Below are 12,503 nucleotides of genomic sequence, written 5' to 3'. Positions count from 1 at the left end.
CCTGGCGTGTACGAGCAAAGGTGACAGGATGCCCCGGCCCGCCCTCTACAGCAGCTCCCGCCCCGCCCGCAGCCGCACGCCTGCGGCGGTGGATGCCACCGAAGCCGTGGCCTCCACAGCGCCGCCCGCAGATGATTCGCCAGCGAAGAACGCCGCCACCGCAGCCGCCACGCCCCCGAATTCCCGGGCATTCAAACGCCAGCTGGTTGCCCTGTGGACCATCGTGGTGCTGTTGGCCGCCTTGCTGGTAGCCAGCGCCTGGCACAACACCCGCAGCCCCGCCCGCAAGATCACCCAGGACGACATCGACGCCGCGGTGCTGCGCACGCTGGAGACCACCACCCCGCCCTCTGCCGCCGCGCGGGCTGTGGAGAGCATCGGCCCCTCGGTGGTGCGCGTGGTGGGCTACGGGCGCAGCAAGAACGGCAAGGAAGAGGTCGAGCGCGGCATCGGCACGGGCGTGGTCATCGTGGACAAAGGCGTCATCCTGACCAACCTGCATGTGGTTGCGGGCTCAGACCGCATCGGCATCACCTTCCACGACGGACTGGAAACCACGGCCAGCATCACCGGCGTACAACCCGAAAACGACCTGGCCGTGCTGCAGGCCCACAAGGTGCCCGACGACCTGGAGGCCGCCACCCTGCGGTCCACCCAGAACCTGCGCCCGGGCGACCATGTGGTGGCCGTCGGCTTTCCTTTTGGCATCGGCCCGTCGGCCTCGGCGGGCGTGGTATCGGGCCTGCAGCGCGAGTTCACGTCGCCCGAGGGCAAGCGCCAGCTCAGCAATCTGATCCAGTTCGACGCAGCGGCCAACCCTGGCAACTCTGGCGGCCCGCTGGTGACGATGGACGGCGAGGTGGTGGGCATCGTCACCGCCATCCTCAACCCCACGCAGGCGCGCACCTTCATCGGCATCGGTTTTGCGGTGCCCATCGAAAACGCGGCGTCCGCCGTCGGCATGCCCCCGTTCTGACCGTACGCCGCCCCACCACTTCACTCGTCATCGCAAGGAGCCCCATGTCATCCAGCACGTCGCCCAATGCATCGAACGCTGCCACCGCCACGCTGATGGAACAGGTGCTCTACGAGGTCAAACGCGTGGTGGTCGGGCAAGACCGCTTTCTGGAGCGTGTCATGGTCGCCATGCTGGCCCAGGGCCACCTGCTGGTCGAGGGCGTGCCGGGCCTGGCCAAGACGCTGACGGTGAAAACACTCGCCAGCACCATTCAGGGCAGCTTCAAGCGCATCCAGTTCACACCCGACCTGGTGCCCGCCGACCTGGTGGGCACGCGCATGTACAACCAGAAAACCGGCGAGTTCAGCACCACGTTGGGGCCCGTTTTCACCCACCTGCTGCTGGCCGACGAAATCAACCGCGCGCCCGCCAAGGTGCAGAGCGCGCTGCTGGAGGTGATGCAGGAGCGCCAGGTGACCATTGCAGGCGAAACCCACAAGGTGCCTGAGCCCTTCCTGGTGATGGCCACCCAGAACCCCATCGAGACCGAAGGCACCTACGCGCTGCCCGAGGCGCAGGTGGACCGTTTCATGATGAAGGTGCTGCTGGGCTACCCCACCGAGGAAGAAGAATTCGTGATCGCCCAGCGCGCGCTCGATGTGCCCGTGCAGGTGCTACCCGTGGCCACCACGGCGCAGCTGGCGGCATTGCAGGCCGAATGCCGCACCGTGTATGTGGACCCGTCGATGCTGCAATACGCCGTGAAGCTGGTGGCAGCCACCCGCGAGCCCGCACGACATGGCCTGAAGGACCTGGCCGGCTACATCAGCTGCGGCGCCAGCCCGCGCGCCACCATTGCCCTGGCCGAGGGGGCTCAGGCCCTGGCCATGCTGCGCGGGCGCAACTACGTGCTGCCCGAAGACATGACCGATCTGGCCGCCGATGTGCTGCGCCATCGCGTGGCGCTGTCGTACGAAGCGCTGTCCGACGGGCTGGATGCCGACGCACTCATCCAGCGCATCATGGCCAAGATCCCGGCACCAGCACGTCCCTTGCATCACGAGCAAAAAGCTGCTTGAGGTGTCATCGCCATGAACAGCAAGCCGCCCGCCACATCCGTCCCATCCGCCACGGTCCACACCCTGCCCACACTGCCCGGGCAGGCCGACCGGCTGCTGCGCGAGCTGGAGTGGAAGGTGATCCGCCGCCTGGACGGCCTGCTGCAGGGCGACTACCGCACGCTGATGCGCGGCAGCGGCCTGGACCTGACCGACCTGCGCGAATACCAGCCGCACGACGACGTACGCCACATCGACTGGAACGTGACCGCGCGGCTGAACACCCCCCATGTGCGCGTGTTCACCGAAGACCGCGAAATGTCGGCCTGGTTCCTGCTGGACCTGAGCCCGTCCATCAGCTTCGGCCCCACAGGCCACGCCAAGCGCGACATCCTGACCGGCTTTGTGGCCGTGCTTTCGCGCCTGCTTACCCGCCACGGCAACCGTGTGGGCGCCGTGCTCTACGGCGGTGCCAGTCCGAAGGCCGAACGCGCAGTGGATGCCGTACTGCCCCCGCGCAGCAGCCGCGCCCATGTGCTGCACCTGGTGCACAAACTGCTGCCGTCCAAAACCCCGGTGCCACCGCACAAGACGGGTGGCGGCGCCACCGAACTGCACCGGCTGCTGCAGACCGGCCTGGCCACGCTCAAGCGCCGGTCCACCGTATTTGTGGTGTCCGACTTCATCAGCGCGCCCGGCTGGGAAAAGCCCCTGGCCCAACTGGCCCAGCGGCATGACGTGGTGGCCGTGCGCCTGCTCGACCCGCTGGAGCTGGAGCTGCCCGACGTGGGCCTGGTCACGCTGCGCGATGCCGAAAGCGGCGAGCAACTGCAGGTGGACACGCACGACGCAGGCTTTCGCCGCCGCTTTGCCCAGTTGGCCGCCGACCGCGAGGCGGCGCTGCGCGAGGGCCTGACCCACGCGGGCGCCGACACGCTGGAGCTGTGCACCAACGACGACCTAGTTGACGCCCTGCTGCGCTTCATGGACCTGCGCCAGCGCCGGGTGCGAGCGCACAGCCACCCCCTCGTCCCCGCATCGGCATCCGCAGGCCCTGCCGCAACGGCTGCCGCCGCCTGACCGATCAATGGATTGATTCATTAATCACCCGCCGCACACGCTGTACTCGCCACCAAGGACACACACCATGGTTTTTCTCTGGCCCACCCTGCTCTGGCTGCTGCTGGCTGTGCCCCTCTTGGTACTGCTGTACTGGTGGCTGCTGCACCGGCGCAAGAAAACAGCGCTGACCTACTCCAGCCTGTCCCTGGTGCGCGAGGCCATGGGCCCCGGCCAGCATCTGCGCCGCCACATCCCGCCCGCGCTGTTTCTGCTGGCCCTGGTGGCACTGCTGCTGGCCGCCGCGCGCCCGCTGGCCGTCATCACCCTGCCCTCGCAAGACCAGACCATCATGCTGGCCATGGACGTGTCGGGCAGCATGCGCGCCGCCGATGTGGAGCCCGACCGCATCACCGCCGCCCAGAACGCCGCCAAGGCCTTCATCGCCGACCTGCCGCGCCATGTGCGCGTGGGCATCGTGGCCTTTGCGGGCAGCGCCCAGCTGGCCCAGCTGCCCACCCAGAGCCGTGAAGACCTGGTGAAAGCCATCGACAGCTTCCAGCTGCAGCGCGGCACGGCCACGGGCAACGGCATCATGCTGTCGCTGGCCACCATCTTTCCCGATGCGGGCATCGACATCGCCGCCCTGGGCGGCCGCCAGGCCATGCGCCCGAAGCCCATCGAAGAGCTGGGCAAGCAACAGGACCCCGCCAAGACCTTCACGCCCGTGGCCCCAGGCTCGTACAACTCGGCCGCCATCATCATGCTGACGGACGGCCAGCGCACGACGGGCGTGGACCCACTGGAAGCCGCCAAGTGGGCGGCCGACCGGGGGGTGCGGGTGTACACGGTGGGGGTGGGCACGGTGCAGGGCGAGACCATTGGCTTTGAGGGCTGGTCGATGCGGGTACGGCTGGACGAAGAAACCCTGAAGGCCGTGGCTGCGCGGACCAATGCCGAATACTTTCATGCGGCGACGGCGGCAGACTTGAAGAAGGTGTACGAGACGCTGAGCTCGCGGCTGACGGTGGAGAAGAAGGAGACGGAGATTTCTTCTTTGCTGGCGTTGTTGGGGGCGGTGCTGGCGTTGGTGGCGGCGGGGTTGTCGGTGTGGTGGTATGGGCGGGTGATGTGACTTTTTCTGGTGATTTTGGCTGGATGCGCTAGTGGGATATGCGCTGGCAGCTATGCTTTTTGAAGCACTCTCCCTCCGTGCAAAGGGCTGTTTGCCTGATTAACGGCATGCCTTGATGAAGGGCGGAGGCCGGGAGTCGCCCGGCAGGCGAGGTACTTTTCTTTGCTTCGCCAAAGAAAAGTACCCAAAAGAAAGGCGACCCCACTGTCTGCGTCCCCTGCGCTGACGCTACGGGGCAACCTGCGGTGCTCGGGTTTGGCGGGGTCTCGCTCAACTCGCGCCGCTGCGCGTCGCTCAGACACACGCGAGCCCTGATCCGCCAAACCCTGCGCTCCTCGGCGCATCCACAGGGGCACCGGGGTACAGAACATCCACACGGGCCTTTGCTGCGCTCGGCCCCATCTCGCGGGCGCAAGCGCCACGCGCTGCGCAGCCTGGGCCGAGCGCAGCAATGGCCCGAATGGATGTCAGGCTGTTCGGTTGTTTGGATGTTTGGATGTTTGGATGTTCGGCTGTCCCCCCCTGCTGGCTGCGCCTGCGGCGGGGCGGTTGTGGGGTGGCACGCGCGTCGGAGCGCGCGTGCTTCGTGAACTGACTCGCCGTGGATGTCTGAGCGGCGCGCGCCAGCGCAAAGCGAGTTCCACGGCGCACCCCGCAACCGTCCCGACGCAGGTTTGCCCCGTAGCGAAGCGCAGGGGTCGCAGACTGGGGGTCGCTTTTCTTTTGGGTACTTTTCTTTGGCGAAGCAAAGAAAAGTACCTCGCCCGCCGGGGCGACTCCCGGCCTCCGCCCTCCATCAAGGCATGCCGTTAACCAGGCACACGGCCCTTTGCGCGGAGGTAGAGCGCTTCAAAAAGCATAGCCGCTAGCGCATATTCCACTGACGCATCCAGCCAAAATCACCCCAAAACCCCAGACACCAGCCTCACCACCCGGTCACACCGGGCCGCCAGCGACTCATCGTGCGTCACCATCACAAATGCGGTGCCCTGGTCCCGCGCCAATTGCAGCATCAAGTCAAAAACGCCATCAGCCGTACTCCGGTCCAGATTGCCCGTAGGCTCGTCCGCCAGCACACACGCAGGCCGGGTCACCAACGCCCGCGCAATCGCCACCCGCTGACGCTCACCGCCCGACAGCTCGGCCGGCCGGTGCATCAGCCGCTCCTTCAAACCGACTGACGCCAGCACGCGCTCCGCCTCCGCATGGCACTGGGCCAACGGCAGGCGACGGATGCGCAGCGGCATGGCCACGTTGTCCAGCGCACTGAACTCCGGCAGCAGGTGGTGGAACTGGTAGATAAACCCCAGGTGCTGGTTGCGCAGCTGCCCCTGGCGCTCGGCCGACAGCGACGACATCTCTTCGCCCTTCAGGCGCACCGTGCCCGCCGTGGGTGCATCCAGCCCGCCCAGCAGGTGCAGCAAGGTGCTCTTGCCCGACCCCGAGGCGCCCACGATCGCCAGCGTTTCACCCGCATGGATCCGCAGGTCCACGCCCTTGAGCACGGTCACATCCAGGCGGCCTTCGGTAAAGCGTTTGGTCAGGCCCTTGGCTTCCAGCACCACGGCGTTTTTTATGGCGTTCATCTCAGTTATCCATGGCATGAAACTGGCGCTCGCCAGGCCAGGGCAGCCGCGCAAGGGCCGCCCCGCCGCGCTGGCTGCGTCCCCCTGCCCGCATTGCGCAGCAATGCGAGAGCGGGGGGAAGGCGCGAAGCGTCTCAGGGGGGTGTTTCTTATTCATAACGCAGCGCCTCGGCAGGGTTCACACGGCTGGCGCGCCAGCTGGGATACAGGGTGGCCACAAAGGCCAGCACCAGCGAGATGACCGCAATGGGCACGATGTCGCTGCTCTGCGGCTCGCTGGGCATCTTGCTGATGAGGTAGATGTCCTTGGGCAAAAAGCTCGCGTTCAGAGCGCGCTCGATGGCCGGCACGATCACGTCGATGTTGAACGCGATGCCAAGGCCCAGCAGCAGGCCAACCAGCGTGCCAATCACGCCCACCATCGCGCCCTGCACCACAAAGATGCCCATGATGCTTTTGGGGCTGGCACCCAGCGTGCGCAGGATGGCGATGTCGGCGCGCTTGTCGGTCACCGTCATCACCAGCGTGGAGACCAGGTTGAACGCGGCCACCGCCACGATGAGCGTGAGGATGATGAACATCATACGTTTTTCCAGCTGCACCGCGGCGAACCAGGTGCGGTTTTGCTGCGTCCAGTCGCGGATCAGCAGCTGGCCGCTCAGGGACTGCGCCAGCTGCTGCGCCACCTCGCGGGCCTGGTGCAGGTCCTTGAGCTTGAGGCGCACGCCCGTGGGGCCTTCCAGACGGAAGATGCGCTGCGCGTCTTCATGGTGCAGCAGCACCAGGGCCGAGTCGTATTCGTAGTGGCCGGAGTCAAACGTGCCGGCCACCGTCATCTGCTTGAGGCGCGGCACCACACCAGCCGGCGTCACCTGGCCGGCGGGCGCAATCAGCGTCACCGGGTCGCCCACCCGCACGCCCAGGGCACGGGCCAGCTCGCCCCCCAGCACCACGCGGAACTCGCCGGGCACCAGCAGGTTCAGCGTCTTCTCATTGGTGGCGGCCAGGTCGGTCACCGCGCCTTCCAGGGCCGGATCGATGCCACGCACCAGAGCACCTTTCATATCTTCGCCACGCGCCAGCAGGGCCTGGGCCGCCACAAAAGGTGCAGCCCCGATCACATTCGGGTTCTTCTTGGCCTCGGCCAGGGTGAGTGCCGGGTCGGGCAATGCGGCCCCCAGGGGCGCAAAGATCTCGATGTGCGAGACCACGCTGAGCATGCGGTCGCGCACGTCCTTCTGAAAGCCGTTCATCACCGACAGCACGATGATCAGCGCCGCCACCCCCAGCGCAATGCCCAGCATGGACACGCCCGAGATGAACGAGATGAAGCCATTGCGCCGCGTGGCGCGGCCCGCGCGCGTGTAGCGCCAGCCCAGGGCCAGTTCGTAGGGAATTTGCATGGATTAGGAAAGAAGGACCTGTACGGTGCGGAATGCACGCTACGGGCCGGGCCGATTGTGGCATCCCGGACAATAGAGCGAGTGAAACACTTTTACATACCCACGTTGGGCCTCCAGGCCAGTGATCGCAAGGCGCGGGCCGCCGCCAAGGCTAGGCGCCTTGGCAAGGTCCGCAACGCCGCGAGCGCTGGCCTGGAGGCCCAACCCTTCGGGAAAGCCGGGGAAAGGCCCGGCCACTGCGTTGCAGCCCGCTTGCGGTATCCCAACCGCTGCGCGTCCTGCGCCTTGTTGCCGGGCCTTTCCCCGGCTTTCGTGGGCACGTAAAAGTGTTTCACTCGCTCTAGCCATGTCGGACACCACCCATTTGCTCATTCCCTACGCCGCCAGCGCCTCGCCGGGATGCCAGCAAGCCCAACAGGGCCTGGCCCTGCCCCACCTGGACCGGCTGCTGGCCCGGCTCAGCCCCCATCCCGCCCAGAGCGACACCGGCGAAGAAACCAGCTTCTCTGTCCCCCATGAACGCGCCCTGGCCCGCGCCCTGGGCCTGCCCGCACAAGACGGCCGCATCCCCTGGGCGGCCTGGCACCGCCACCAGCAAGGTCTGGCCACCCACGGCGAGGCCTGGGCCTTCGTCACGCCCTGCCAGTGGCAGGTCAGCACCGACCACGTCACCCTGCGCGACCCCGAACAGCTGGGGCTGGACGAAGCCGCGTCCCGCGCGCTGCTGGCCATCGTGGCGCCCTGGTTTGCCGAGGACGGCATCACCCTGCACTACGACCAGCCCACGCGCTGGCTGGCCAGCGGGCCGCTGTTTGCCGACCTGGCCACCGCGTCGCTGGAGCGTGTGTTGCTGCGCGACGTGCGCGCCTGGATGCCCGACGTCAAACAAGCCCGCACCCTGCACCGCCTGCACAGCGAGATACAGATGCTGCTGTACACCCATGCCTTCAACGACGAGCGCTCAGCGCGCGGGCTGCCCATCGTCAACTCGTTCTGGGTGCACGGCACGGGCGCACTGGCTGGCCCACCGCGTGGCACAGTGCCACCCCATATGCCCACCACCCTGCGGGACGCCGCCTTGCACGACGACTGGCGCACCTGGGCCAGCGCCTGGGCCGCGCTGGACGCAGGCCCCGTGGCCGACCTGCTGCGCCGGGCCGAAAGCGGCACGCCCGTGCAGCTGACCCTGTGCGGCGAACGCAATGCGCTGGGCTTCCACACCGCTCCACGCAGCCTTGCACAGCGGTTTCAAGGTCTTTTTCGCCCCATGCGCTGGTCGAATATGCTGGTGCAGCTATGAAAATAATAGCAAGAGACATTCCGCCCCGCGCCGCCTGGGCGCTGGAGCAGGCCGGCGTGCACCCGCTGCTGGCGCGCCTGTACGCCGCGCGTGGCGTGCGGGCCAAGGACGAGCTGGACGATGGCCTGGGCCGCCTGCTGCCGCCCAGTGGCGACCATGGCTTGAAGGGCATTGACGCCGCAGCCCGCCTGCTGGCCGATGCCATGGCGCAGAACCAACGGCTCATCATCGTGGCCGACTACGACTGCGACGGCGCCACCGCCTGCGCCGTGGGTGTGCGCGGCCTGCGGCTGCTGGGCGCCCAGAGCGTGGACTACCTGGTGCCCGACCGCGTGACCGACGGCTACGGCCTCACCGCCTCGATCGCCCGCCGCGTGGCCGAGCGGGGCGCTGACATGCTCATCACCGTGGACAACGGCATCGCCAGCGTGGACGGCGTGGCCGAGGCCAAGGCGCTGGGCCTGCAGGTGCTGGTGACCGACCACCACCTGCCTGGCCCCGAGCTGCCTGCGGCGGACGCCATCGTCAACCCCAACCAGCCCGGCTGCCCGTTCGAAAGCAAGTCCATGGCCGGGGTGGGCGTGATGTTTTATGTGCTGCTGGCCTTGCGCGCCGAGCTGCGTGCGCGTGGCGTGTTTGACGCCGCCACGCAACCCAAGCTCGACCCCTTGCTCACCCTGGTGGCGCTGGGCACCGTGGCTGACGTGGTCAAGCTGGATGCCAACAACCGCCGCCTGGTCGCCCAGGGCTTGAAGCGCATCCGCGCGGGGCAGATGCCCGCAGGCATCGCCGCCCTGTTCCACGCCGCCGGCCGCAAGGCACCCGTGGCCACCACCTTCGACTTTGGCTTTGCTTTAGGCCCACGCATCAACGCTGCCGGCCGCTTGGCGGACATGACGCTGGGCATCGAATGCCTGCTGACGGACGACGCAGGCCGCGCTGCCGAACTGGCCGCCACGCTGGACGGCATCAACCGCGAGCGCCGCGAGATCGAAGGAGGCATGCGCGAGCAGGCCATGCTGATGGCCGAGAGCCTGTTCGACGAGAGCGAAGAGCCGCCCCCCGCCATCAGCGTGTTCGACCCCGACTTCCACGAAGGCGTGGTGGGTATCGTGGCCAGCCGCATCAAGGACAAGCTGCACCGCCCGACCTTCGTGTTTGCGGCCAGCAGCGCGCCGGGCAAGGAGCATGAGCTCAAAGGCTCGGGCCGCTCCATCCCCGGCTTTCACCTGCGCGACGCGCTGGATCTGGTGGCCAAACGCCACCCGGGCGTGATCCTCAAGTTCGGCGGCCACGCCATGGCGGCGGGCTGCACGGTGGCGGAGGAATCGTTCGACGTGTTCGAGCAGGCCTTTGCCCAGGTGGCGCAGGAATGGCTGGACGCCGCCACCCTCACCCGCCGCATCGAGACCGACGGCCCGCTGGCCCCCGAATACTGCCGCGCCGACATCGTGGACACGCTGCACCGCGAGGTCTGGGGCCAGGGCTTTGCGCCCCCCACCTTCAGCGAAGAGGTGCAGATCGTGAGCCAGCGCCTGGTGGGCGAGGCCAAGAACCACCTGTCGCTCAAGCTCATCCACCAGGGCAACCCCGTGGATGCCATCTGGTTCGGCCACACCGAGCAGTTGCCTGCTCGGGTGCTGCTGGCCTTCCGCCTGGATGTGAACGAGTGGAAGGGCGAGCGCAAGGTACAGTTCCTAGTCGAAGGCGCGCAGGTGTAGTGCGCCACCGCTCAAGCCTGCGTCGGCCCCTTGCTTCGCTGGCGGATCACGGTCACCGGCTCTCCGCCTTGCCCCCAGTTCTCGGGGTCCACCTCGTCGATGATGACGGTGACACTTTCCGGCCGCTTGTCCAGCACCTGCTGCATGAGCTGGGTCACGCCCGCAATCAGGGCGGCTTTCTGGGCTGCGGTAGTCGGCAGGTCGCGGCGCGCAAGGCGGATGTTGACCAAGGGCATCGGAGAATCCTTTCAAGGTGCACCAAAACAAAAGGCAGCTCACGCTGCCTTGCTGTCAATTCGGACGGAATACCGACCACAAAAAATAGCCGCTAGCGCTTGATGGTCATGCGCTGGCCGCTATCGATTTAGAAGCTCTCCCAATCGTCATCGCCACCCTGCGCCGCTGCCTTGGCTGCTGGGGCGGGGGCCTTGGCCGCAGGCAGGCGCGCCGGGGCGGGCGCAGGGGCCTTCGGCGCGGCGGCCGACGCCACACGGGGCGCGCTGGCCGTTGCCTTGGCCACGGCGGGCCGTGGTGCGGGGGCAGATGCTGCGGCGCGGGGCGCCGCTGCCGGCGCCCGGGTGGCCACCGCTCCCACGTTGAACACCGACACCACCTGCGCCAGGTGCTGTGCCTGGTCACGCATCGAGGCAGCTGCCGCCGTGGACTCCTCCACCAGCGCCGCGTTCTGTTGCGTCATCTGATCGAGGTGTGTGACGGCCTGGTTGACCTGCGCGATGCCGTCGCGCTGTTCTGTCGAGGAGGCCGTGATCTCGCCGATGAGGTCGCTCACCCGCTGTACGCTGGCAACGATCTCTTGCATGCTTTGCCCTGCCTGCGCCACCTGGGCCGAGCCCGATTCCACGTTCTCCACGCTGGCGCTGATCAGGGTCTTGATCTCTTTGGCCGCCTCGGCGCTGCGCTGCGCCAGGCTGCGCACTTCGCTGGCCACCACCGCAAACCCACGGCCTTGCTCGCCGGCCCGGGCGGCTTCCACCGCTGCGTTCAGCGCCAGGATGTTGGTCTGGAAGGCGATGCCGTCGATGGTGCCGATGATGTCGCTGATCTTGCGGCTGCTGTCGGTGATCTGCTGCATGCTGGTGACCACCTGGCCCACCACTTCGCCACCCCGCGCTGCGGCCTGGGCTGCCGTGCCGGCGAGCTGGTTGGCCTGGCGGGCCGTGTCGGCCGACTGGCTCACGGTGGCCGTGAGCTGTTCCATGCTCGCTGCCGTCTCTTCCAGGTTGGAGGCCGTCTGCTCGGTGCGCGCCGACAGGTCGTGGTTGCCGTTGGCAATCTCCACCGACGCCGACGAGACCGAATCCACCCCCTGGCGCACTTCGCTCACCACACCACGCAGCCGTGACGACATGGCCGACAGCGAACGCAGCATGTGGCCAAACTCGTCCTTGCGGGTGGATTGCAGCTCGCGCGTCAGATCGCCTGCTGCAATGGCATCGATGGTCTCGACCGCTTCGTTCAGCGGCAGGGTGATGGAGCGCACCAGCTTCCAGGCCAGGAACAGGCCCGCCGCCATCAGCACCATGGAGCTGATGATGCCGGTGATGGCGTATTCGATGCGGCGCTGGGTGGCTTCGGCACGGATCACGTCGCGGCGCTTTTCGAGCGTGGCCACAAACTCATCCTGCGCCTTGAGGTACTTGGTGACCAGGGGGGCAAACTCGTCGTCCGCATAGCGTTGGGTGGCGACGGCATCGCCTGCGCCCTTGAGCTCCCAGGTCTTGGCGGTGGCCGCCAGCACGGCCTTGCGCGCCTCCAGCACCTTGTCGAGCGAGGCTTTCTCCTCGGGCGCGGTGGCCGAGGCCACGATGCCTTCCTGCACCTTGTTGATGTTGCCAATGATCTCCTTGACCTTGGCGCCGTATTGCTCGGCCAGCACAGAATCGGTGGTCACCGCGCCGCCCATGACCATGGTGACAGCCGTTTCGGTGGCGCCCCGCCAGCGCACAGCAGCCGAGATGCGGGCCTCGATCTCGACCACGGCGTCCATGGCCGCCGACATCGAAGAGTTGCCCCGGTTCTGCGCAAACGCAGACAGCAGCAACATGGCAATCATGAGCCCCAGAAAGGCGCCCCACAGCTTGCGGGAGACGCGGATATTGTCAAATTGCATGGTTGGTTTTTCCTCGTGGATCGGTGATGTCTCCATGGTCTGCGCATGGCGTGCAAGACACATTCGATTACATCAACAACAGGCCATAGCCTACGCCAGCCCAAGGCACCGGCGGACTCATGCCCCACCGGGAAAAACCCGCATCCAAAATC

The 12,503-nt window shown here is 67.1% G+C and carries 10 protein-coding genes; 6 read left to right on the top strand and 4 right to left on the bottom strand.

All coding sequences use genetic code 11. The features are described 5' to 3' along the window. The first annotated feature begins 28 nt into the window (after window positions 1–28). The 4 genes from IB236_RS01670 (at window position 29) to IB236_RS01655 (ending at window position 4,210) form a co-directional block, all read left to right on the top strand. Window positions 29–976 carry a S1C family serine protease gene (locus tag IB236_RS01670; protein WP_192418471.1) on the top strand — a complete coding sequence of 316 codons (948 nt, stop codon included), beginning with the start codon at window positions 29–31 and terminating at the stop codon, window positions 974–976. Window positions 977–1,020: 44 nt separating this feature from the next. Continuing rightward, window positions 1,021–2,037, top strand: a complete 1,017-nt coding sequence (locus tag IB236_RS01665; RefSeq protein ID WP_056060927.1) for a MoxR family ATPase — start codon at window positions 1,021–1,023, stop codon at window positions 2,035–2,037. Window positions 2,038–2,049: 12 nt separating this feature from the next. Then, window positions 2,050–3,096 carry a DUF58 domain-containing protein gene (locus tag IB236_RS01660; protein ID WP_192418469.1) on the top strand — a complete coding sequence of 349 codons (1,047 nt, stop codon included), beginning with the start codon at window positions 2,050–2,052 and terminating at the stop codon, window positions 3,094–3,096. Between the two features lie 67 nt (window positions 3,097–3,163). Beyond that, window positions 3,164–4,210 (top strand): VWA domain-containing protein, encoded by a 1,047-nt coding sequence (locus tag IB236_RS01655; RefSeq protein ID WP_056060921.1) that lies wholly within the window; start codon window positions 3,164–3,166, stop codon window positions 4,208–4,210. Window positions 4,211–5,109: 899 nt separating this feature from the next. On the opposite strand, the gene lolD is transcribed toward IB236_RS01655, so the two are convergent. Then, complete coding sequence (gene lolD / locus IB236_RS01650; RefSeq protein ID WP_192418467.1) at window positions 5,110–5,796, bottom strand: lipoprotein-releasing ABC transporter ATP-binding protein LolD; 687 nt, start codon at window positions 5,794–5,796, stop codon at window positions 5,110–5,112. 149 nt (window positions 5,797–5,945) lie between these two features. Next, window positions 5,946–7,199, bottom strand: a complete 1,254-nt coding sequence (locus IB236_RS01645; RefSeq protein ID WP_056646585.1) for a lipoprotein-releasing ABC transporter permease subunit — start codon at window positions 7,197–7,199, stop codon at window positions 5,946–5,948. A 346-nt stretch (window positions 7,200–7,545) separates the two neighbouring features. Between IB236_RS01645 and IB236_RS01640 the strand changes: the two genes are divergently transcribed. Both IB236_RS01640 and recJ read left to right on the top strand, forming a co-directional pair. Then, the gene (locus IB236_RS01640; RefSeq protein ID WP_192418465.1) at window positions 7,546–8,499 is read left to right on the top strand and encodes a phosphoglycerate mutase; all 954 of its coding nucleotides are present in this window, start codon (window positions 7,546–7,548) and stop codon (window positions 8,497–8,499) included. Continuing rightward, the gene (gene recJ, locus IB236_RS01635; protein ID WP_056060912.1) at window positions 8,496–10,220 is read left to right on the top strand and encodes a single-stranded-DNA-specific exonuclease RecJ; all 1,725 of its coding nucleotides are present in this window, start codon (window positions 8,496–8,498) and stop codon (window positions 10,218–10,220) included. The genes IB236_RS01640 and recJ overlap by 4 nt, the downstream gene beginning before the upstream one ends. An 11-nt stretch (window positions 10,221–10,231) precedes the next feature. Here recJ and IB236_RS01630 read toward each other — a convergent pair whose 3' ends face one another. Both IB236_RS01630 and IB236_RS01625 read right to left on the bottom strand, forming a co-directional pair. Then, window positions 10,232–10,456 (bottom strand): 4-oxalocrotonate tautomerase family protein, encoded by a 225-nt coding sequence (locus IB236_RS01630; protein ID WP_056060909.1) that lies wholly within the window; start codon window positions 10,454–10,456, stop codon window positions 10,232–10,234. A 128-nt stretch (window positions 10,457–10,584) separates the two neighbouring features. After that, window positions 10,585–12,351, bottom strand: a complete 1,767-nt coding sequence (locus IB236_RS01625; protein ID WP_192418463.1) for a methyl-accepting chemotaxis protein — start codon at window positions 12,349–12,351, stop codon at window positions 10,585–10,587. Between the last annotated feature and the right edge of the window lie 152 nt (window positions 12,352–12,503).

The organism is Acidovorax sp. ACV02 (genome assembly GCF_014851475.1).
Lineage (GTDB): Bacteria > Pseudomonadota > Gammaproteobacteria > Burkholderiales > Burkholderiaceae_C > Acidovorax > Acidovorax delafieldii.
This window is presented reverse-complemented; position numbering and strand designations above follow the sequence as displayed.